We start from the raw sequence: 22,351 nt of genomic DNA, 5'->3' as shown, positions 1-22,351 counted from the left end.
TGTGGAGTTTCGGTGCCGCGCGCGTTCGCGTGCGGACGCCGTGACCGCACAACGGTTTCCTTATCACCTCCGATAACGAAAGTGGATTTGTCATGTCCAAAGAAGCCAGCGAATGGCTCAACAATAATGTGTTGATTGGGTTCACCGACAAGCGCGGGCACGCTTGGCACTACCGGGCATCGGCGCAAGGCAGCGAGGCGAACCACTACGCCGGAGCCATTCCGGTCGCCGATGTGCAGCGGCGCTTGTTCCACTGGACCGCCGAACCGGAACCGGTGCTTGTGGCGGGCAAGTTCGGCCTTCGCCGCGTGCCCAACAAGCAAGCCATCACCGCATCGGATACCGGTGATGTCCTCGGGATCTTCGCCGACGGGTACACCGTGCACCAGTACCGGGAATGGCTACTGGACAAGGTCGGCACGATCCTGGATGACGGTCTGTCGATCGGTTCCGCGGGCCTGCTGCGCGACCGCCGACAGGCATGGGTGAGCGTGGAAGTGCCCGAGAACATCACCACCCCGGAAGGCGTGGAGTTCCGGCCGAACCTGGTCGCCTGCACCAGCCACGACGGCAGCCTCGCCACCACCTACAAGCGCACCGTGACCAACGTGGTGTGCGACAACACGATGTCGGCCGGGCTGCGCGAGTACGGCCAGCAGTTCAAGGTCAAGCACTCCAAGAACGGCAAGTTCCGCATTGTGGAGGCCCGCGACGCGCTCGCGATGGTCCACACCGTGGCCGAGGAATTCGCCGCCGAGGTCAAGGCCCTGTGCGAAACGACCGTGACCGACCAGGCATGGCGCGCCTTCCTGGACGCACACACCCCGGTGCCCGAGGAGAAGGGACGCGCCCGCACTACCGCAACGAACGAACGGGCCGCGCTCAACCGGTTGTGGAACACCGACAACCGGGTCAGCCCGTGGCGCGGTACCGCGTGGGGAGTGGTGCAGGCCATCAACACCTACACCCACCACGAAGCGATCGTGCGCAACGCCTCCCGCGCCGAACGCAACATGTCCCGCGCGGTGGACGGAAAAGCCGACGCGCTCGACCAGGACACCGTGACGACGCTCGGCAAGGTGCTGGCCTCGGTCTGAAAAGGCCCGTCGCCGCGTCGGTGCCCGCGCGGCCATGCGCCGCGCGGGTGCCGTGGCCGCGAGATGGCCACAACCGACGCCCGAACCAAGGCCGGCACACACAAATCCGCGACACAGGAAGGAAAACGAACCCATGGACATGCAGGCATTCGCGGTAGCGATGGCAGGGGCGCTCGACGGGACATGGACGGTCGAACCGGGCCACCACGGTCACCGCGACCGGTACCTCATCGGCCCAGACGGGGAAGAGCTTCACGTGTGCTACTCCGACTGGGAGAAGACACCACGGCTCAGGCTCTCCGCCAGCCTCCCGGCCAAACTGGTGACAATCCGGCACCGCCACGGAAACCCAGCGCCATCACACGAGATTACGGTGTCACCGGCCAAGACACCCGAAACCGTCGCCGCGGAGACTGCCCGGCGGCTGCCGCTGGCCGGCACCGCCACGGTGCCCCGCAACTGCAAGCAGGTGGTGTTCGCCTTCTCGGTCGCGTCGGACGGCGCGGCCAAAGTCGCCGCATTCCTCGCGACGTTCCCGCACACCGACCAGCCCACGCAGTCCGAACCGGAGGGGAAACCGACGGACCCGGAGATGCCGCACTTCGCTGGAGACCAGGTTTCCCGCGCCGTCAACGACGGTGCCGATCTCGTGATCGACGAAGTGGCCACGCACGACTGTGACGACGACCTGATCAATCTCGTGGTGAACGCCGCGCTCGCCGACTCGACAACCCCACCGCTGACCTGGACCAGGTCATCACCGAGTGCTACGACACCGAGCCCTCCGAAGTCCGCAGCTGGTGGAGCAACTGGTCCTGACCACCCAGCCCACGACTTCAATCGAGAGAGGACAGAGGAAGCATGAGCAAAGCCACCATGAGCGGCGAGTGCGGAACCCCAGGGTGCGACAACATCGGCACGGGGATTTCCATTGCCGTGTCACGCCCCAGCGTCTACCGGTGCAGCACGTGCCTGGGCTGCATCAACGCGCTGGCCCCGCGCTGGACACCCGGTATGACCGACCGCGACGCCTACGACGCCCGTGCCGACGCAATTGGCGAGATGGACGCGGATACCCTCCGCAGCGAGGCAGCACCGATCCTCGCGCGACTCACCACCGCCCGCGACGCGTACGCCCGGCTGGCCGACCTGATCGGGGCCACCGCTGCACGAGACCTCGTGGCCTCCATCGTCAACGCGGAGACCGCGTCATCGACGTCACGGTCACCAACTGGTGGGCCGCGTACCGCTGGCCCGAACACTACCGGACCACCGCCCCCGAGCATGAGCGGTTCGCCTTCACCCACGCATGGCCGATCACGGTCAACGGACTCGGCATCGGCACCGTCCGCCGCATCACCGAAGGGGACCGCGAGCGCTACACCGCCCGCGATCTCAACGGCGGCAGCATCCGGCCCGACCTGCCCGCCGCCGAGGAACCCACCTACTGCACACCACACGAGGCCGCGCGCGCACTCGCCGCTTGGGCCGCCCGCATGGGTTGGGACCAGGACCACTGACCCGCCCGCGTTCGTCATTCGCCCGCTCTCCGCCCCGCCGCCAACGACGGCGGGGCGGCGAGCACTGCCCAGGAGCCACCAATGAACCACCACACCGACCACGACCCGCTCACCGAGGCCCGCGCCGAGGCAGATCGGCAGCGTGCCCGCGCCGACGCCGCGGAAGGGCTCGCGGCACTGCGCGCTGCCAGCCTCGCCGAACTCGCCGCCTACGCCGAAGAGCTGCGCTGCCAGGTCGCCGACCTCACCGACGACGCGCACACCCTGTACAAGGCCACGCCCTACCCACCGGACGGGCTGCGCGACGTCACCGCGCGCATGAACCGCCTCGCCGACACCATGGCACGCGCCGCCGCCGGATCCACCGGAGCCCGCGCCAAGGACATGGCCTACCCCCGCATTCTCGACGACCTCGCCGCGCACGGATGGGCCGCCCGCCCCGATCACGAACTCGACGGCACCCTGCCGCCGATCCCGTCCGCCGAATTGAGCGAGCGGCGCGGTTACCGACGCGGCTGGGTCCGGGACGGGCACACACTCACGTTGTGGTTCACCGGGCCGCACGCGCTGGCCTACGCCGATTCCAGTGAGCGCGGACGCTTGTTCGAGACCACCGAGGTTCGCGCCGTGATCGCCGGCGAATCCGGTGCCACCGAGCGCGCGCCCGTCAAGCCGGGGCCGCCACCACTCGACGCGAGCTATGCCCAGGTCGCCGAGTTCCTGCACGCAATGGTGTGGACCGGCCCCGCGGACACCTACGCCTGCGATGAGCACGGTGCTCGGTGCGCCACCGGGCCCGGCGTTCACGCCACCTGGACACGCCCCAGCGATCCGCAGGTCGAGCTGTCCGTGTGGGCATCGGCGACGAGCCCGCCCACGCCCACTGCTGGGCCGGGCCCATCACCTCACTCGTCCAGCTCGCCCGCATCACCCGCCACGGCTGACCACCTCGCGCCCCGAGAGCAGCCGCGCAGGTGGGACCGCGTAGCGCAGAAGCACAGGAAAGCCAAGCAACGCAGGAGAAACAGCCATGACCGCATCAACAGAAAGTGACCCCGTCCTAGACATTCTCGGCGACGTCACCAAAATGTTCGGCTCACTGTTCGACCAGATGGACTGGGCCGAGGAGGGAAATCGCACGAGCGATCACCACCAATCCGGCTGAGGCGGACACGCTCTACCACAGTTTTTCGCTGCTCACGCCCACACATGAGCACATGTCCCGCGAATTCGTGTACCGGCCGCACTGCTGCGAAATCCTAAATCGGGTCGTCAACGGCGCAGACACCAGACCGGGCACGGCAATCGAAGCGTGCTGCGCCTGCAGCGAAGTCAGCACGATTGCCCCGATGCGATCCGCTGCCGCCGGACTGTACGCCCGCATGTGGGCCGCTGCCTTCCCCGATGCTCGCGTGTTCGGTGAGCGGCAGTTGCACCACGAAGCGCTGGAGGGCTCGACCATCGACGACCTCGAAGCCGATGCCCGCCGCCGACTCGCGGTCAAAGATCGCACACTCGGCACCATCGAATGCGCCGGACGTCACCACGGCGAAATCGTTCAATGCAAATACGCCGGCGCTTGACCGCCACCCGTGCAACGCGCCGCCATGCGCACGGATTCGTATCTACCTAATTCCACTACTGAGAGCGCATCGTCATGGCCACTGGAGCCGCCGTCAACACGGCAAATCGACTCGACTGCGGACATATTCCGGTGTCCGACGGAATCGGCGCCGCCTCCGGGTGTGCGCTTGGCAAACCGAATTCGGCGACGGTCACCCGCCGCGCTACTGCCACCGGTGCGCAACCCGGCAGGTCAGCAGTGCACCGCACACCCTCTACTGCCGCCAGCACGCCCGTATGGCGCGCGATCTCTATGCCTGGACCACCCAGCCGATCACCCCTACCCGATAACCCTTTTGTGCAAGGAAAGGATCTGCCATGTCCGCACCGAATCTCACCGCGACAGACGGCGGGGTGTACGTCGCCCTCGCCGACACCACACAGGTGTTCCCAGCAACGATCGAAGACGAGCGTTGGAACGGATTCGCTGTGCCTCGGTTCCGGCGCATTGTCGCCGAGTCCATTGCCTTGTGGCTCAACACGATGCACGATCACGGTCCAGACGAATGGCCCGACACCGCCACTTTCGACGGCGACGTGCTGACGGTCCTCGAAACCGAAGAGCACAGGCCGGACCGAGTCGGCCGCAACGGCGCCTGGCTGTCGCTGGTCGGCTCCGTGCACTGGAAAATGCTCGCGGACCTGCTCGGCGTCGCCGACACCACCGCCAGCGCCTGGCACCGAGAAAACGGCGGCGACCGCGCCAGTTACGTCGCCAGCCGCCTGCGACAAGGACAAGACATGGCAGGGCCCGAGTAACCAGCCTCCCGATGCGCGCCGGTGCGTCCGGGCTGCGCCAGGGGCAGGAACGGCTCCAAGTACCCCATGTGGACGGTTTGGACATCGGATTCCTGGATAACGGCTTGACCTTGCCCCGCCGGCATGCTCCTACGTTCGGTCACGCCGTGGGCAGGCACGCCCCTCGGCGGGCGCTGCCTGGTCCGGCACGACAGAGATGTGGCCGAACCGAAGGAGGCTGAGTAATGGCGGTCGCGACCGTGGACGAGACGAACAAGGCGTGCCTGGATGCGTGTGCTTACACCTGCTGTGTGAATGACGGGGAGATGGCGCAGTGCGCCCGCCTGTGCCTGGACTGCGCGGTGATCTGCGCGCTGTGCGTGACGCTGCTGGCGCGCGGATCGCAGTGGGCGGCGCAGGTGTGCCGGTTGTGCGCGGAGATCTGCGAGGCGTGCGCGGCGGCGTGTGAGCGGTTCGACGCCGAGGCGTGCCAGGTGTGCGCGCAGGCGTGCCGCCGGTGCGCCGAGCAGTGCCGGGCGATGGCCACAGCGTGAACGCACGGGCTGTCGTCGCGTCGGACACCGCCTGACATCAGGGTTTTGGGGGTCAGGCGGTGTCGGCGGTCTCGATGATGCGGCAGACGACGGCGTCCTCGCCGCGGCGTTGGCCCTCGCGGGCAGTGCGGCGGGCCTCCACCAGGGTCCGGCGCATCGCGCGCAGATCGGAGAGTTTGCGGTCGATCTCGGCGATGTGGGCGTCGAGCAGGGTGGTGACCCGCCCGCAGGGGGTGGCGCCGCAGCGCTGGAGGTCCAGGATGTCTTTGATCTCGCCCAGGGTGAGGTCCAGCGCTTTGGCTTGGCGGATGAACCGCAGCACGTCCACGTCGTCCTGTGTGAACGTGCGGTAGCCGGCCTCGGTGCGCTCGGCGGGTGGCAGCAGGCCCTTGGACTCCCACAACCGCACTGCCTTGGCGCTGACTCCGGCCGCCTCCGCGGCGGCGCCGACGGTCATTTCCATCACATGGCTCCCTTCTGAACATCCTGCCTTGACCTTACCCCTCGGGCAAGGTTCTAGCCTGGCCGCAACGAGAGAAAGAGCAGTTCAGGAGCGTGGAGGAGCCCAGGATGGAGTGGTGGATGTTGCAGGTTGAGGGAATGTCGTGCAGCGGGTGCGAGCAGCGGCTCGGCACCGTGCTTCGCCGGGTCGAGGGCGTGCGTGGGGTCGTGGCCGACCACACGTGCGGGCGGGTCGAGGTCCGCGTCGACCCGGCCGTGACCGACCGCACCGTGCTGGTGGAGCGGATCGAGGCCGCGGGCTACCGCGTCGCCGAGGAGGTGTCGCGATGAGCCTCGTGACCGAGGAGCGTCGCCAGTTGTGGGCATCGGAGCCCAGCGCGGCGCCGGGGCATGAGCGGATCCGGGCGCGGATCGCCGGGCTGCACTGCTCGCTGTGCACCGGCACCATCGAGAAGGCCCTGGGCCGGATGGACGGCGTCGACACGGTGGCGGTCAGCCTGACCCACGAACAGGCCCTGGTCGACTACGACCCGCAGCGAGTCTCGCCGGAGAAGATCCTCGGCACGTTGCGGGATGTCGGCTACGACCTGTACGACCCGCGCAAGCTGCGCCCGTTCGAGGAGGAGGAACGAGACCTCGTCCGCGAGGGCGCCAGGTTGCTCGCGGCGATCGCGGCCAGCCTGACCGCGATCGGGCTGATCGCCACCGTCACCTGGATCTGGTCGGTGCTGGTGCCGGCGTCGGTGGCGGCGCTGATGGTGCCGCTGTCGTTCGCGCTGCTGCGCCCCGCCGGGAACCTCAAGGCCCTGGCCGGTGCGGTGGCCATCGTGACGCCCGGCGTGGCGGCGTTGGTGCTGCGGGCGACCGGGGTGCTGGCCGAGCCGCTGATCGGGTGGCTGGCCGGGGCGCTGGCGGTCGGGGTGGTGGTCGGGGTGGCCCCGCACATCCTGCGGATGGCCTACCAGTCCGCCCGCCGGGGGATCCTCAACCAGCACGTGCTGCTGGAGGTCGGCGCGTTCGCCGGCATCGCCGGTGGCGTCATCGGCCTCACTGGTGTGCTGCCCGGCTATCCGACCGCGGCGTTCTTCGCCGTCAGCGTGTTGGTGGCGAACTACCACATCTTCTCCGAATGGCTGTCGCTGCTGGTCAAGACCCGCTCCAGCCAGTCGGTCAAGAAACTGCTCGACCTGCAACCCGATCTGGCCCGCCTCGTCGACCCGGACGGCGCCGAATCCGAGGTGCCGGTCGAGGACGTCGCCATCGGACAACTGGTGCGGGTGCGGCCCGGTGAGCGCATCCCGCTGGACGGGCGGATCCGGTCCGGGTCCTCCGCGATCGATCTGTCCCTGGTCACCGGCGAACCGGTACCCGCGGAACGCGGGCCGGGTGAGGAGGTCGTGGGTGGGTCGATCAACGGGACCGGCAGCCTGCTGATCGAGGTCACCGCCACCCACACCGAAGGGTTCCTGGCCCAGGTCGTACGGCACGTGGAAGACGCCCGCGCGCTCAAACCCGGCATCCTGCACCTGGTCGACCGGGTACTGCGCGTCTACACCCCCACCGTGCTCACCATCTCTCCACTGGCCCTGCTCGGCTGGCTGGCCGGCAGCTGGGCCCTGGCCGGGGAGCCGGACGTGCGGCGGGCGGTGTTCGCCGCGCTGTCGGTACTGGTGATGGGCTACCCCTGCGCCGTGGGCATCGCCGCGCCGCTGGCCATCGTGCGCGGCACCGGCGCCGCGGCCGACCGCGGGATCGTGATGCGCACCGGGGAGGCGTTCCAAACCTTCCGGCTCGTCAAGCGCATCGTGCTGGACAAGACCGGCACCCTCACCCAGGGCCGCCCCACCGTCCGCGCGGTCTACGCCCTCGATGGCGACACCGAGACACTGCTCGCGCTGGCCGCCGGGGCCGAGAGCCTGTCGGAGCACTCGCTCGCCCGTGCGGTGGTGACCGCCGCCCACGAGCGCGGGCTGACGGTGCCCGAGGCCGAGGAGTTCGCCTCGGTCACCGGCTCCGGCGTCCGCGCCACCGTGCACGGCCGGGCCGTGCTGGTCGGCCAGCCCGCGTTCTTCAGCGACAACGACCTCGATCTCACCGCCGTGACCGGGCGGATCGACCAGTTGCAGGCCGCCGGGCACACCGTGATCGTGGTCGCTGTGGCAGGCACGGCCTCTGGGTTGATCGCGCTGGGCGACGAGCTGCGCGCCGATGCCGCCGACGCGGTCGCCCGGATGCGGGCCGTCGGAATGGACCCGGTCCTGGTGACCGGGGACAACGAACGCGCCGCCCGCCCGGTCGCCGACCAACTCGGCATCACCCAGGTCCGGGCAGGGGTGCGACCGGAAGGCAAGGCCGAGATCGTGCGCGGGCTGCAGGCCGACGGCACCCGCGTGGCGATGGTCGGCGACGGCATCAACGACGCCCCCGCCCTGATGCAGGCCGACGTCGGCATCGCTGCCGGTGGTGGCACCGACATCGCCGTGGAATCCGCCGACATCGTGCTGCTGCGCAACGAGGTCACCGCGGTGCTCGACGCCCGCGACATCAGCGACCGCTCCTACCGCCGCACCCGCACCAACGTGGGGCTGGCGTTCACCTTCAACGGCATCGGTGTCCCGCTGGCCACCACCGGTCTGGTGTACCCGGTGTGGGCGATGATCGCGATGGCCGCCTCGGTCACCACCATCTTCCTCAACTCCATCGGCACCCGACCCTCCCTACTCTTCCAAGCCATCAGCAGCGTCGGCCGGCAAGGACGTCAACACGACGCCGAACAGGCCGAAACAGAACACCAGCGCGCAGCCGCCTAACGACCACGCGTCGACGGGCGGGTAGGTCCAGCCGGCCTCCCGCGCGCCATGCATACCCTGACAGCGAAGGAGCGAGTCATGTCCTCGTTTCCGATCCTCGCCCACGGCGACGTTGCGGCGGCACCTGGCCCCGAGCCATCGACTCCCTTGATGAGGGATCGTGGTTCGCGACGAGTCGACAGGAATGTGAGGCAGCGACGTGGCGATCGACGAGAACACGGTGCCGGTCCGGTCGACGCGGCCCGCGTCAGTCGTGTTCACCGCCGGCGCAGCAGTGGGCCTGTTGGGCGGCATGATCGGGCTGGGAGGCGCGGAGTTCCGACTGCCGCTGTTGATCGGCATGTTCGGGTTCGCCGCCTCTCGGCGGTCATCCTAAACAAGGCCATGAGCCTGGTCGTGGTCGTCACCGCACTACCCGCCCGGGCTGGCCACCGTCACCGCCACCGAACTGGGCACCCACTGGGCGGTCGCGGCCAACCTGCTCATCGGCAGCCTGCTTGGTGCCTGGGCCGGAGCCGGTTGGGCCGTGCGGATGCGCACCGCCACCCTCTACAAGGTCCTCGCGGCCCTGATGGTCCTCATGGCCACCGCCCTGGTGCTCACGCACGTCACCAGCCTCGGTGCTCTCGATCTGCCGCCTACGGTACAGGTGATCGTCGGGGTCGCCGCTGGGCGCGGCATCGGCGTCGTCGCCGCGATCATGGGCGTCGCTGGCGGTGAGCTGCTGATCCCGACCATCGTGCTGCTCTACGGCATCGACATCAAGACCGCGGGCAGCCTGTCGCTGCTGGTCTCCCTGCCCACCATGCTCGTCGCCTTCGCCCGCTACAGCCGCGACAATAGCTTCGGCGTCCTGCGCCACAACCTGCGCTTCGTCGCCACCATGGTCACCGGCTCCATCACCGGCGCACTGATCGGCGGCCTGCTCCTCGGAGTCGTCCTCGACCTAGTCCTCGTCCCCGCCCTGGTCACGGTGCTGCTGATCTCGGCGGTCAAACTCGCCCGCCACAACTGACCGCCCCTGCGGGCCCTCCAGCAACTCGGCTCAACCGCCCATTGATCGACACGTGCGGTCGGAACTCTGACCTTCATAGCCATGCTTACGTTCGCAAGCCGAACCTCAGCGGAATCACGCGTATGTGACCAGGAGCCACCGCAAGATTGGAGCATTCGGCGCGGACGAGCATTGCTCGTTGCCAGCAAGTGAAGCTGAGCCGGGATCACACCGCGAGCAACGGCCGACGCGAAGCCTACACTTGGCTGCCCATCCACGAGTGGACCGAAACGGAGGTATGGCAACACATTCGCGCTAGCGGTGTGCCCTACCACCCCGCTTACGACGCCGGAATGACGCGGTTGTCGTGCTCTCTGTACATTCTCGGTAACCGCGCCGATCTCCTGCGCGCAGCCCGCCTTCGGCCAGACCTTACGGCCGAGTACGCCCGAATCGAGGACGATCGGGCATCGGTTCCGCAACGACATGTCGATGGCGGAGATCGACACGGCCGCAAATCCTTAGTGGACCGTGCCTGTTCTGAGTGTCCTCCCGAGGTCCAATAGCCCGCTATTTGCGTCACTAACGCTGAGAACGATTGAGGTTCGCCATGCCGGTATCCGATGACATCGTCCGCGCGCGGCTTTTCTTGATGCGCGCGACTGAGCCACCCACGCGATTCGTCGGCGCCAACACCGCGGTTCACGACCCCGTGGACGCCGCCGCCCGCATCCGCGCTGGTTGCGCACCGCCTCCGGGGCTCGCTGAGGTCGCACAGCCTGAACCCGATCTACGCGACGACCTCGCCGCACTCGAGGCGGGGCATGCCAGGCTGCTCACCCCCGAGGACGACGACTGGCCGAACGCGGCGGCGCACGACCTGGCCGCCTCCGGCACGGGAGCGCCGCTGGGCCTGTGGGTGCACGGTGACCCGCAGCTCGGAGTCCTCACCGCTGGCCGGGTGGCCGTGGTCGGCTCGCTGGCGGCCAGCCCGTATGGCGAGTACGTCGCTGCGGAACTCGCGCGAGGCGTCGCCGATCGGGACATCGCCGTTGTCAACGGTGCCGAGGCTCGGCCGCCGCGTCTACGCGGTCCCCGGACCGGTCACGTCGGCGACGTCCGGCGGGACCAACGAGTTGCTGCGTACCGGGATGGCCACGGCCGTCACCTGCGCCGACGAGGTCACCGCCACCCGTGGACTCCGATGACGCGCGGAACCCGTTGGACCAGGTCAGCAGGGGTGTCTCGCGACCAGGAATCGCTGGTCACGACACGCCCCTGCTGACCGCCGGGGCTGTCTCGGTAAGGTGTCTAGGGTGACACTGCAGCAATAGATGGTCAGCCACGCCCAGAGGCCGGTCAACCCCCGGGGCCACGCGAGAGAGGGCCGCAGATGGACAAGGACGAGCACATCGCGCAGCTGCGTGCCCGCCGACAGCGCATCGAAGCGATCGAAACCGCCTTGGAAAGCATCCGAGACGTGGAAAGCTCTCTGCAGGAGATGCGGGAAATCCTGCTCCAGCAGCGGAAGGTCGAACGAACGGAGCGGCTCACCGATATTCGCGAAGCGGACAAGGCCGGTGTGCCGAAGACCAAAATCTCCAAGGAGGTTGGCCTCAGCCGCGCGAACATCTACAACCACCTCAAAGGCACCCCGGCGGACGAGTAGCCGGACTCACGCGGCTGGACGATCATCGGAGAATCAGAGCCATCGCCGGAATGCTCCGGAAATGTCACGCAGGCTCTTCCCTGCGATGCGGCGGATGCGCACCTATCGGCAGAGCTGGCCTCCTCGCTGCCGGTAGAACTCCACCGGGTCGACGGCTTGGCCGTTGGCCTCGATCTGCAGGTGCAGGTGCGCTCCGGTGGAAGCTCCCCGGTTTCCGACCGCGGCGATGGGCTGGCCGGCTTGAACGGATTGCCCTTCGCGGACCAGATTGTGGTCGTTGTGGCCGTAGATCGTCACGATCCCGTCCCCGTGCTGGATGCGGACCCACAGCCCGTAGCCGGACGCCGGGCCGGAGCTGATCACCGTGCCGGAGTTGGCTGCCAGGATCGGAGTACCGATGGGCGCACCGATGTCGAGTCCTTTGTGGAATTCGCTGCCGCGATAGCCGAATGCGGAGGTGCAGGTGCCGCTCGTGGGGGTCGTCCAGCCGCCGGTCGTCGCAGTGGTCGTGCAGGTGGCACCTTGGACAGCCCCGACGATCTGGCGCGCTGTTGGCTCGAATTTCGCGTAGCGGTCAGGAAATCCTGATCGCTGCACGGTCTGGGCGGCAACGGTGACCGGCATGTTCTGCCAGTTCGGCAGCGCCAGCAGATGCCGGTAGAACTGCTCGCTGCTGTAGGTGGGGTCCATGATCTGCGTGACACTTCCCCAGCCTTGGGACGGCCTCTGTTGGAACAGGCCGACGCTGTCGCGATCGCCGTAGTTCAGGTTCTTCAGTTGTGACTCGGTGAGTGCGGTGGCGATCGCGATGACCCAGCCCTGCTCGGGCACGTTCATCCGTTTGCCGACAGCGACGATCGTCGCTGCGTGGCTCATCTCCTGCGGTCCGTACCCGGCTGCCGAGGTCGCGCTTGCCCCGGCGGGGGCACAGTTCATGCCCCCGCCGGAACTGCTGGAACTGCCGAATACGGCTTGAACCACAGCGATGGCGCCGCCACCGATGAAGAGCATGATCACGACGACGAACCCGGCACCGGCGGCGGCCATCTTGCCCATGACGCATCACCTCCACGGATGCGCGGGGTCGGGCGGGGGCATCGGGGAGGGCGGGGCCACCTCTGGATGTGCGGCGGCGGGCGTGGCGGCCGTCGGACGTTGCCCACCGCTGGGGGCCGAGGCGCGCAGGTTCGGCCAGAGGGTGGGCAGGTCAGCCAGTGCCACTCGACCGGCAGTGCCGGACTCGTCGAGCCGTCGCCAGCGCGGCGCGGCCATGTCGAGCGGGTCAGCCGCGGCCTCGCCGCTGCTGGTCGCCACGGGTACGTATGCGGGCCGGTCGAGATCGCGCAGCGCCTCGGTCATCGCCTTGCGTGCGTTGGCCTCGCGCCTGGCGCTGGGCAGCCACACCAGCACGGGTGTGGTGATGCCGGTGGCCTCGGCCAGCCGCTCGTAGCGGGCGAGTTTGCCCGCCAGGCGGGACAGTTGCTCGGTGCCGAAGTCGAACTCGACAAAGAACTCGGCCTCCCGGCCTGCCTCACGCCAGCGGCCGTAGCCGTCCGGGGTGACGATGTCGCCCCAGTGCCGGCCGCACCGGGCGGCCGACCACCACGCCGCGAGTACACCGGCGGCACCGGGCTGACGGGCTCGGCGGATCAGGGTGGTGAACAGTCCGTTGCAGCCCACGGTGTGCGCCAGCTGTAGCGAGAATGCGCGTCCGATCTCGCGTTCACGGCTGTAGCCCAGTTCCTTGGGGTCGATGCCGTCCTCGCGAGCCAGCGCGACCGCTCCGGCGGTGTCGAGGACGTAGTACATCGGGTGCGAGCCGCGGTCGCGGTGCGGCTGGAACCGGTGCAGCACGCCCCACTGGTAGAGGTTGCGCAGGCGCAGGTTCGCCCCGCGGCGACCGGTGAAGGCAATATCGATGATCTGGGTGCTGGTGAGCACGTGGTGCTCGAACAGCATCCGGCACAGCCACCGGTCGCGGTCGGTGAGATGCCGGGCCAGCCACGCGTGATGCTCGGCCGAGTTGAGCACCCGCGCAGCAGGTCGTTCCGGCCGATGTGCACGCAATTGTCGCTGTTGGGTGGGATTGCTCACCATCGTGAAGTGCACCTCCAAGGACGGCAGGACGCGAGAACGCCCTGCGGGCAAACGGAAAAAGCTGAAGGGTCAGGCCGCGCGGCGCGGATCGAACGCCGCCGGCTGGACGTGCTCGGCCGGATCGGGCGTGCTTCGAGGCTCGGTGTTCACGAGCGCGAGCCGACGGATCTCCTTGGCCCGGCCGGGAATCGCGGGCGGAAGCTTCTCGGTGACCGCGGTGAACGGGGGAGCTTCCTCGCTGTCGAGCACCAGCCGCGCGGCGATGTGGAACCGGCCGAGATTGGCGAGATCATGCTCGGAGAGCCGAGGCGCGGTATGCCGGGCCAAATCCCGGGCGTCTTCGGGCGACGCCGAGAAAATGATCTTCGAGCGAGCGTTGGTGCTGATGCCTTCCTCCAGTTCGCGCGGCAGCTGCCGCAGGTACTGGTGCGCGAGCGTCATCGACATCCGGTAACCCCGGGCCTCGGCGAGCATGTCCTCCATCGGGTACGCCAAATTCAAAAAGTTGTGGCATTCGTCGATGTAGAGCGAGGCATCGTGCCGATCGCGCTGCGGTATCCGGGCTCGCCGGGTGGCGGCCTGCCACGTGCGGGCCACGACGATCGAGCCGATCAGCCGCGCGGTGTCCATCCCGAGCGCGTCCTTGCCCAGGCGCACCAGGCAGATTCCGCCGTCGAGCACCGTGTCCATGTCTACTGCGGACTCGCCACCGGCGAGGGATGCCCGCACGAACGGGCGCAGCAGCAGGCCGCGGAGCTTGTTCATCAGCGGCGCGACGACCTGCGCTCGGCTGGCATCGGACAGATCGTCGTACCAGTGCCAGAACCCGGTCAGGACATCGTCGGAGATCTGTTCGAGCGCACGCTGCCGGAAAGCGGGCACCGTCAACAGTTTCGGCAGATCGGTCAGCGTGGGTGTGCCGGGCAGCTCGCGCAGGGTCAGCAGCCCCGAACGCAAGATGTCCTCGGTCCGTGGCCCCCAGCTGGAGGCGTAGACGTGGGAGAAGATCGACACCAGGTTGTCGACAGTGCGGGCGGTGTCGTCGCCTTCGAGCGGGTTGAGCACGGGCGGGCGGGAGCGGCTGTCGGCGTCGAAGAGCACCACCTTTTCCCCGAGCCGTGAGGGCAGCCGCATCAGGGTGTCCGCGACCAGGTCTCCCTTGGGATCGATCACGACCAGGCCGCGGCCGGCGTCGGCGTCGGCGAGGATCATCCGCGCCATCAGCTCGCTTTTGCCGGACCCGGTTGCACCCAGGATGTGCAGGTGATGACGCGCGTCGGCGACGCGCAGCCCCACCGGACGGGAGTGGCCGGAGTCGGTGATCCCGATCGGTTTCACTCCGGCGCCCTCGGTGGCGATTCCCGGTGGCGGCGGCACCGCCTTCGCTCCGGCGCGCTGCAAGCCGGGCACGGCCTCGTCGGTCGGGACGTGCGCGAGCGCGGCCAGCTCGGCGATCGAGAGCAGATCACCGGAGGTGAGGCGTCGTTCGGCCACGGACTGGACCGGACGCGCGAGCCGGACGCGACGGTAGTAGTTATGTTCCCTGTATGCCGCGAACGCGCTGGCGATGGCGTGCCCGCGTCCGCGCAGGTGCTCGCGCACCGGAACCCGCTCCGCGCCGGTCGCGTGCTCGTCGACCAAGGTGGCCACGGCGTACCGGATGCGGGTCTCGTACTGGGAGCTGCGCTGCTTGGCCACGATGACCCGGTCCTGCGCCGAGGTTTCCAGCGAGGTCTGGTGATCGACGACCGGCCGCTTCGTGGTCGTGCCGGGCTTGCGCGATCCGGTGTGCGGAGTGATCAGGTCCAGGAGGCGACCGGCCAGCCGGACCGAACTGCCCGTGCGGACCCGGCGGGCGGCTCGGCGGGCTTTGCGGACACGCGCACCGGTGACCGGGCGCGCAAGGATCTGCACCACGGCCCGTTCATGCGTGGCCATGCCGACCGGAGCACCCAGCAAGGCACGGACCGGATCAGTGGGGAAGTCCGACCGGATGGGCAGTGCCTCGCTGCGGGCCAGGCGCAGTTCGCCACCCACGGCCTCGACCGCCTTGCCCGGCGGGTTGGCCAAGGGGATCGGCGGCTTGGCCGGTGCGGTCCGGGTGTGCGCGCCGGGCCAGGCCGCCTCGATGGCGCGTTCGGCCATGCCGGGCGGCACGACGCCCGGCAGCCACAACCGCAAGGCGACCCCGGCATGGGAAAACGTGTACTCCCACACGATGTGCGGCTGGCCGTGCATCCGCCGTTTCCAGCCGGACCGCAACAGCCCAACCAGGTTGGAGTACAAGGCCGCCGCGCCGTCCGGATCGACCGTGGGCGGAGCCAGCACTGTGACCACCCGGGCGTCGGCGGCCATCCGGTCATGGCACCGGCGCGCCCACCACCGTCGCCCGACCACGACGCCAGCCACCGCAAGCGCAACGGCCGGCCCGACGAGTGGCCCCCAGGTCAGTGCGAATTCCCGCACTGCCGTGACGACAGCGCGCATTGCGGCACCGGGATCGCGGAGGTAGTCCTGCAACGGTGAGGCAAGCGTCCTCGATGACGCGACAACAGATTGAGTGGATGACATCAGAAATCCCCTCTCTCGCAACGAAAAGTCGACAGGACGCGGATTCAGGCCGCGTATCGCTCGGCGTCGCCCGCGCTCGATTGGCCTTCCGGCATCGAGGTAGGCGCGGACGGGTCGTTGGGCACGAGTCGCAGATGACGGCGCCGCTTGCGTGTTCGTTCGGCGTCGATCTCGGCCTGCCACTCCGACAGCCGCCGCCCGCCCATGCGCTTGAGGAACTGCGGGATGCGGTTCGCGGGCACCCCGACCAATCGCGGGCCGAGCACGGCGAGCAGATCCGAGGCTTCCTGCGACGACCACCCGGCCTCGGTGATGGCGTCCTCGTCGGGGAACACGTCGGCGACCCGGTCACGGTCGGGGTCGATGAAGGAGTCTTCGCGACCGCCGTAGCTGTACACCCACAGGAAGTTCTCTGGCGGGTCAGGTTCGATCAGCCTTTTGAATCGGCGAACTTCCTTGGTGTAGCAATAGAAAGTCACCTGCGGGCAGGATCGCATCACGCGACACCACGCCAACGTGTAGGCATCGCTGAAAAAATCGCCTGCATCGTGCACCCTGACAAATTTCCCGATGAAGCGCGGCTCCGACAGTTCGCGGATCATTGCCTCTGTCCAACCGGGAAGATCGTTCAGAACGAACGCGAGATTGGCTGTATGCTTGGCTTTGACCGCAGGGAAGAGATAGGTTCCGTTGCGCGCGTAGCAGATCCGAGTGCACGCGCTCGCCGCCGGGCAGGTCACCTGCGTCCGTCCGTCGGGCAACCGGGCGGCCAGCGCGGGCAAAGTCCAGTTCCAGGCACCGATTGCGCGCATCTCCCGGTTCTGCGTCAGCAACCGGGCTGGTCGCGCCGGAACCGTAGTTACGTGGGCGGAAGAAGACATGCGACACCTCGCAAAGGCAGTCAGTCAGGGTGCAAGAGACGAGCAGAAACGTTGTGGTTGAAGGGATCGATCCGTAGCGGTGGGGCGGGTTACGCAGCGCTGCCGAGGTCGACGTGACCGTCAACGTCCGCATCAAGCGTCAGCTCGGTGTCGTCGACGCCGAGATCGACAAACGCGCCGCCGTCGTCCGTGCTAGATTCGTGTTCCGCGTACTGCGCCAACTCGGCCGGATCTGTTGTGATGAGCGCGTTTTCCTGCGGCGAAGCCAGCGACTGGAACGCGACTCTCTGCGTCCCGGTCGAGAGCAAACCTTGTCCCTTGTCCGCGGAAATCAGGAACTGCTTCTCGCCCTCGGACAGGTTGAAGGTCGCCACGATCTCGTCGATCGCTTGCGGCGCTTGACGTAGAAGGATCTGCGTAGCCGCGTTCGCGATGATCGCCTTGCCCAGGTCTGTCCCGAGGACATCGCCGACATCTTGGGTCGCGATCGTCAAACCCGCCCAGTGTTTCCGGGCTGCTTTGGCCATCCGGTGCAGAAAACGCGCCCCGGCAGGGTCTTGCATGAGCAGCCACGCTTCGTCGACGGTGATCAACCGCGGGCGCCGGATGGCCGGGTTGGACACCCGCCGCCACACCGTGTCCAGCGTGAGCAGCGTCCCGATCGGCCGGAGTTCGTCGGGCAGGTCACGCAGGCTGAACACCGTCAGGTGCCCCTCTGGGCGCGTCGTGGTCGGCCCGGAGAACATCGTGGAGAACGCGCCCTCGACGAACGGGTGCAACCTGGAGCCGAGATCCGTGGCGATCGGATCGCCGGTGGCGGTGAGGATTGCGGCGAGATCCGCCAGCAACGGCGCCTGCCTGCCCCAGGTCCGCGGGTCGCTGGTGATCCCGGCTTGCTGGTAGGTGGCCATGATCGCCCGGTCGAGCACGGCGCGTTGCTGCGCGGACAGTTCGGTGCCGAGCAGCACTCCGATGACGGTGTGCAGGAACAGCGCCCGGCGCGTCAGGGCGTCCTTGGGGGCGGTGCGGCGCCCGTCCGGGCGGATGGCGATCGGCAGGTCGAACGGGCTGATGCGGACATCGGCGTCGCCGAGGTGGATGTAGGTGCCGCCGATGGCCTCGCACAGCCGCCGGTACTCGTCCTCCGGGTCGATGATCGCGACCTCGACCCCGCGGTAGAGGCTGCGCAGGGTTTCCAGCTTCACCAGGTAGGACTTGCCCGCGCCGGAGCGCCCGAGTACCACCGTGTTGTAGTTGTCCGCGGAAAAACGGTCCCAATGCACCAAACCCTGCGATCCGACGTTGAACCCGTACAGCACACCGGCCGGTGCGGCGACACTGGTCGGGTCAGCGGGCGGCAGATCGGGGCTGGTGAAGGGAAACGCCGCGGCCAGCGCACTGGTGTCGAACGTGCGGCGCATCCCGATGAGATCGAGCGCCAGCGGCAGGGTGGACACCCAGCCTTGCAGCGACCGGTAGGTGGTCGGCTGCGCGTTCATCAGCAGCGACGCCGCGAGCGCCCGCACCGCGGCGACCTGCTCGCCGAGATCGGCTTCGCTGGTGGCGTGCACGGTCAGATACAGACCGAGCCGGTACAACTTCCCTTCGCCGCGGGCGACGCGGGCCGAGAGGTCATAGGCGTCCTCGGTGGCGGCCTCGACCATCGGGTCCAGCAACCGCCCCTTCTCGCTGGTGTGTCGCCGTCCCGATTCCAGCTTGGACAGCTGGCGCTTGAGCCGGTTGGCGGCGGTAACCGGGTCGATCGGCTCGATGTGCAGCGACACGTCAACGCGGCCGGGGTAGGACAGCAGCGGCTGCAGCCACCCCGCATGCACCTCGCGCGGGTAGCCGGTGATCGCGAATGAGGAGACCCATTCGCCGCCGATCTCCAGGTGCCGGGGTGCGACCGACAGCGAATCTGGCGTGAACGCACTGGCCCTGCCCAACGGGGCGTTCGTGTGCGGCGCTTTGCGGCCTCGAATACGGCCGAACTTCCTGCTCATAGGTCCCCGCCCTCCCATTCATCCAGGGCCGACGGCTCCGGCGACGCGCTGTCGCGCTCGCCCCGGCTGGCCGTGCTTCGGTGATGGACTGGTGGCTCGTCGTCGGGGTCTGCAGCGGCGGTGGTGATCACCTCGTCCGCGCCGGCCAGACCCGCCGAGGGCGGGATCAGGCTGTCCGGGTTGCACGCGGTGGCCAGCACGGCGGTGGCCTGCCCGGCGTCCAGGGGCGTGATCGTGATCCCGGCCGGGGAGAGCAGTTCGGTGGCTTCGCCCAGCCGCCGCACGAGCCGGGTTTCGGCCGAGCGCCGCGCGGTCTCGGTGACCTCTCCGTCCCGGCTGCGGGCGCGTCGTGCCCGCAGTGCGGCGAGCGGGGACGCGCCGCCGAGCCCGTCGGTCGGCCCCGTGGCGCGGATCGGCTCGCGTAGCACCAGCAGTACCTGGCGGCGCAGCAGATCGGTGGAGCGGCGCAGCTGGTCGAGGTAGGTCGCGTGCTCCCGCGCGGCGGCTTCGAGCATCGGATGTGGCAGACCGGGGGCGGCCTCGCGCAGGTCGCTGATCTGGCGGCTTAGGTCTAGCCGTTCGGCTCGGATGAGCACCTGTACCGGCGCGGAGATCGAATGCAGATACCGGCCGAAGCTGGCGACTAGGGCTTCCTGCTCACCGGGCGTGCGGAGCGCGAAGTTGACGGTGCTGGCCACCGCGACCATCGCGACCCCGTCGGGGCCGAGGTCGACGACACCGGCCTCGGTGACTCCTTCCGCGGGCAGCCGCAGCGCCGCCGGAGATACCTCCGACGTGCTCGCAGCACCGGTGGCATCAGTCGCGGTGATACTGCTGGTCAGCCATTCGGGTGCGGGCTGCACCCCTTCGGGAGCGGCGACCCGGTGTCGAGGTTGCAGCCGCTGGCGGACCGCGGCGAGCAGCAGCCGGTCCAGGCTCATGCCATCGCGCTGCCCCAGCGCCAGGACCGCGGCACTGACCCCGAGAGGAAGAGCGACGATCAGGAAGACCGGCAGCGGCACCACACCGCGGGCCAGCGTCCAGGCGCCGTAGAGCACGATCCCGGTCACCGTGAGGATCGCCAGTTGGCGAGCGGTGAGGTTGGCCAGGACGCGATCCTCGCGATCGACGTCGGACGGGATGCGCACGGGCTGGGTCATGACTTCTCACCTCCACGGGGCGGGGTTCTCGGCACGGATTTCGGCGGCGTCGGTGGCGTGGTCGGCGCCCGGAACGTCACCGGCGGCACGGACGGCGTGCGTGGGCGGGCGTCGCCGATGCGCGGCTCCGGGTGCGCAGTCCGGAACACCGGTGCAGCGGGTGGCACGGCCGCTGGTTTGACCGGTTGGGACACGTGGGGCGGTTCCGGCGTGGGCGGCTGGAACCGCAAGTGCGGCGGTACCGCGGCCACCGCGACCGGTCGAGCCGGGGGCGCGGCACCACCGGCGCGGCGCGGCGCACCGGGAGCTTGGAACCGGGGTGCCGTCGCGGCCTGCCTGCGGCGCCGACCTGCGGGCGGCGTGACCGCCGTCGCGGGCTTGGATGCGGAACTGAATTCGGGCATGACGGGTCCTTGGGTGGCCGGGGTGACGGCCGGGTCGTGGGTGGTCTCCTGCGGACTGGGCTGCAGAAACTCCGGTCGCTGCGAGGGCGGGCGCGGCTGCTGGGCAGCACGGGCGCGGTCGGCGTCGTAGGCCGCCTGCAACCGCTTGTTGACCGCCTCCGGTGTCGGCGCGATCCGCGGCTGAGCAGGCCACGGTGGATCGGCGGCAGCACCGCCGCGGCCCCCGCCGCCCTTGCTGCCTTTTCCGCCACCGGCGACCGCGCCGGCTTTGCCCAGCCCGCCGGACTTCCCGGCGACCATCCCGAAGGTCTTCGCCGCTATGTACGCCTTCGCGAGCCCGCCGAGGAAGGAGCGACCGTTGCCGATCTTGGTGGCCGAGAGGGCCCAGAACGGGATCTTGAACAGGATGTAGAACAGCGCGATCGCGGCGATGAGCATGCCGAGCGCGGACAGCGTGGAGCCGAACAGATGCACTCCGCCGGCCAGGAATGTCCGCACGGCGGTGATCAGCACCAGCGACTGGGCAACCTGGATCGCCAGCGTCGCCCCGAGCGCCTTCCACCACCACCGGGCGATGCCGTCGGTGTGCGGCAGGCAATGACACATCAGAAACAGCGGCCCGGTGACGATCAGGATCAACGTGATGACCACGCGGACGACGTAGACGATCAGCAGGGCGATCCCGACAACCACGAGCACCAGCGCCAGCAGGATCATGAAGAACCCGCCGGAGACCGCGCCCTCGACCGCGTCCTTGAGGGTCGACCCGAGCGACGGCGGATTCACCCCGTCGCCGAGCACGGCGGCGGACAGCGCGTTGGCCAGCCGGATGAACTTCTCCGCGAAGAACAACGACAGCGCGGAGGCGAGGAATCCGATCGGAATCCGCGGGCCGATCTCCTTGATCGAGTACCGGCTCTGCACCGTCTCGTGGGACATCACCACGATCCCGGCGACGAGGATCAGCATCCCGTAGCAGGCCAGCACGATCTGCCACGAGTTGTTCCACAGCTCGCCGATACCGGGAAGCTGATCCAGCGTCGGCGTGGTCAGCGCGGTGTGGCCGAGCAACTCCAGGATCGGCGACAGCGCGGCATTGACCAGATCCTTGAACACCCCGTTGATCGCCTTGGCGATGCAGCCGGTGATGTTGGTCAGTCCGCAGTCCGGATCGCCGTTTCCCGTGCTGGGGCCACCCGGCTGCGGACTCGTGCTCGGTGTCGGGGTGGGCTGCGGGATGCAGTCTTCACCCGTGCACGGCGGGTTCCCAGTCGTGCTCGGCGCGGTGGTCGGGCCACCGGGTGTGCACCCGATCTGGCCGGGGAAGCAACTTGTCGGTGGCGGCAGGGCGGTGATCGGCGGCAGCGGCGTCGCCGGGATCGACGGGCGCGGCGTGCCGGTCGGAAAGTGACACGTCGGGTCCGGCGAGTTCGGCGCACACGTGTCGCTGGGGTTGGGCGGCAGCGGCAACGGTGGTGGCGGTTGCTGCGCCGCGGGCTGCGCCAGCGCCGCCTGCTGCGTGCCCGGCTGCCGGGGTGCACCGGGCGAGGCCCACGCAGTGACAGCCAGCGCACCGCCGAGCACCACGGTCAGCCCCAGAGCCAGCAGCCAGACCAGCCGCCGCCGGGAACCACGTCCGGTGCGCTGCTTGGTGGGCGGGGCGAGCAGGACCCGCTCCCGGCGCACCGTCTCCGCCGGGCGTGCGCCGGTGCCGGGCTCGCCGCGATCGGGCTCGGGCGCGCGGGGGTGTCGGGTCGCGGTCATAGCC

General features: G+C 68.9%; 22 protein-coding genes. 14 read left to right on the top strand and 8 right to left on the bottom strand.

The annotated features are described in order from the left end of the window. The first annotated feature begins 92 nt into the window (after nt 1-92). The 7 genes from DI005_RS22180 (at nt 93) to DI005_RS22155 (ending at nt 5,532) form a co-directional block, all read left to right on the top strand. A complete protein-coding gene (locus DI005_RS22180; protein WP_113643390.1) occupies nt 93-1,097 on the top strand; it encodes a DUF932 domain-containing protein in 1,005 nt (334 codons plus the stop codon). Nucleotides 1,098-1,230: 133 nt separating this feature from the next. Further along, the gene (locus DI005_RS22175; protein ID WP_113643389.1) at nt 1,231-1,962 is read left to right on the top strand and encodes a hypothetical protein; all 732 of its coding nucleotides are present in this window, start codon (nt 1,231-1,233) and stop codon (nt 1,960-1,962) included. A 736-nt stretch (nt 1,963-2,698) separates the two neighbouring features. Next, the gene (locus tag DI005_RS22170; protein WP_113643388.1) at nt 2,699-3,670 is read left to right on the top strand and encodes a hypothetical protein; all 972 of its coding nucleotides are present in this window, start codon (nt 2,699-2,701) and stop codon (nt 3,668-3,670) included. Further along, entirely contained in the window at nt 3,648-3,782 is a 135-nt protein-coding gene (locus DI005_RS39500) for a hypothetical protein (protein ID WP_255565737.1), read from the top strand. Before DI005_RS22170 ends, DI005_RS39500 begins: the two co-directional genes overlap by 23 nt. A 52-nt stretch (nt 3,783-3,834) precedes the next feature. Continuing rightward, nucleotides 3,835-4,200, top strand: a complete 366-nt coding sequence (locus DI005_RS38285) for a hypothetical protein (protein ID WP_158559868.1) — start codon at nt 3,835-3,837, stop codon at nt 4,198-4,200. 358 nt (nt 4,201-4,558) lie between these two features. Then, entirely contained in the window at nt 4,559-4,999 is a 441-nt protein-coding gene (locus DI005_RS22160) for a hypothetical protein (RefSeq protein ID WP_113643387.1), read from the top strand. 224 nt (nt 5,000-5,223) lie between these two features. Then, entirely contained in the window at nt 5,224-5,532 is a 309-nt protein-coding gene (locus DI005_RS22155; protein WP_113643386.1) for a four-helix bundle copper-binding protein, read from the top strand. A gap of 52 nt (nt 5,533-5,584) precedes the next feature. Here DI005_RS22155 and DI005_RS22150 read toward each other — a convergent pair whose 3' ends face one another. Continuing rightward, complete coding sequence (locus DI005_RS22150; protein ID WP_113643385.1) at nt 5,585-5,995, bottom strand: MerR family transcriptional regulator; 411 nt, start codon at nt 5,993-5,995, stop codon at nt 5,585-5,587. A gap of 119 nt (nt 5,996-6,114) precedes the next feature. On the opposite strand from DI005_RS22150, the gene DI005_RS22145 reads away from it, so the two are divergent. From DI005_RS22145 to DI005_RS22120, 7 genes are all read left to right on the top strand, one after another. Next, on the top strand, nt 6,115-6,324 hold the full coding sequence (locus DI005_RS22145) for a heavy-metal-associated domain-containing protein (RefSeq protein WP_233520257.1): 210 nt from the start codon (nt 6,115-6,117) through the stop codon (nt 6,322-6,324). After that, nucleotides 6,321-8,804: a cation-translocating P-type ATPase gene (locus tag DI005_RS22140; protein WP_113643383.1), complete on the top strand. Its 2,484-nt coding sequence runs from the start codon at nt 6,321-6,323 to the stop codon at nt 8,802-8,804. Before DI005_RS22145 ends, DI005_RS22140 begins: the two co-directional genes overlap by 4 nt. A 199-nt stretch (nt 8,805-9,003) precedes the next feature. Then, nucleotides 9,004-9,180, top strand: a complete 177-nt coding sequence (locus DI005_RS38685) for a hypothetical protein (RefSeq protein WP_199543097.1) — start codon at nt 9,004-9,006, stop codon at nt 9,178-9,180. 48 nt (nt 9,181-9,228) lie between these two features. Then, nucleotides 9,229-9,819 carry a sulfite exporter TauE/SafE family protein gene (locus DI005_RS22135; protein WP_199543113.1) on the top strand — a complete coding sequence of 197 codons (591 nt, stop codon included), beginning with the start codon at nt 9,229-9,231 and terminating at the stop codon, nt 9,817-9,819. 188 nt (nt 9,820-10,007) lie between these two features. After that, entirely contained in the window at nt 10,008-10,364 is a 357-nt protein-coding gene (locus DI005_RS39750; RefSeq protein ID WP_369973611.1) for a phosphoadenosine phosphosulfate reductase family protein, read from the top strand. 86 nt (nt 10,365-10,450) lie between these two features. After that, nucleotides 10,451-11,083, top strand: coding sequence for a DNA-processing protein DprA (locus DI005_RS22125; RefSeq protein ID WP_158559867.1), 633 nt, complete (start codon nt 10,451-10,453; stop codon nt 11,081-11,083). A 108-nt stretch (nt 11,084-11,191) separates the two neighbouring features. After that, a complete protein-coding gene (locus DI005_RS22120; protein ID WP_113643380.1) occupies nt 11,192-11,467 on the top strand; it encodes a hypothetical protein in 276 nt (91 codons plus the stop codon). A 102-nt stretch (nt 11,468-11,569) separates the two neighbouring features. On the opposite strand, the gene DI005_RS22115 is transcribed toward DI005_RS22120, so the two are convergent. The 7 genes from DI005_RS22115 to DI005_RS22085 form a co-directional block, all read right to left on the bottom strand. Further along, the gene (locus tag DI005_RS22115) at nt 11,570-12,523 is read right to left on the bottom strand and encodes a M23 family metallopeptidase (RefSeq protein ID WP_113643379.1); all 954 of its coding nucleotides are present in this window, start codon (nt 12,521-12,523) and stop codon (nt 11,570-11,572) included. A gap of 6 nt (nt 12,524-12,529) precedes the next feature. Then, entirely contained in the window at nt 12,530-13,564 is a 1,035-nt protein-coding gene (locus DI005_RS22110) for a replication-relaxation family protein (protein ID WP_113643436.1), read from the bottom strand. A 69-nt stretch (nt 13,565-13,633) separates the two neighbouring features. After that, the gene (locus tag DI005_RS22105; RefSeq protein WP_113643378.1) at nt 13,634-16,135 is read right to left on the bottom strand and encodes a type IV secretory system conjugative DNA transfer family protein; all 2,502 of its coding nucleotides are present in this window, start codon (nt 16,133-16,135) and stop codon (nt 13,634-13,636) included. 44 nt (nt 16,136-16,179) lie between these two features. Next, entirely contained in the window at nt 16,180-17,016 is an 837-nt protein-coding gene (locus DI005_RS22100) for a hypothetical protein (RefSeq protein WP_113643377.1), read from the bottom strand. A gap of 89 nt (nt 17,017-17,105) precedes the next feature. Further along, entirely contained in the window at nt 17,106-19,019 is a 1,914-nt protein-coding gene (locus tag DI005_RS22095; protein WP_113643376.1) for a VirB4 family type IV secretion system protein, read from the bottom strand. Then, nucleotides 19,016-20,179 carry a PrgI family protein gene (locus DI005_RS22090; protein WP_113643375.1) on the bottom strand — a complete coding sequence of 388 codons (1,164 nt, stop codon included), beginning with the start codon at nt 20,177-20,179 and terminating at the stop codon, nt 19,016-19,018. The genes DI005_RS22095 and DI005_RS22090 overlap by 4 nt, the downstream gene beginning before the upstream one ends. Further along, nucleotides 20,176-22,347, bottom strand: a complete 2,172-nt coding sequence (locus DI005_RS22085; RefSeq protein WP_113643374.1) for a hypothetical protein — start codon at nt 22,345-22,347, stop codon at nt 20,176-20,178. Before DI005_RS22085 ends, DI005_RS22090 begins: the two co-directional genes overlap by 4 nt. Nucleotides 22,348-22,351 lie beyond the last annotated feature (4 nt).

The organism is Prauserella sp. PE36 (assembly GCF_003311655.1).
GTDB lineage: Bacteria > Actinomycetota > Actinomycetes > Mycobacteriales > Pseudonocardiaceae > Prauserella_A > Prauserella_A endophytica.
This window is presented reverse-complemented; position numbering and strand designations above follow the sequence as displayed.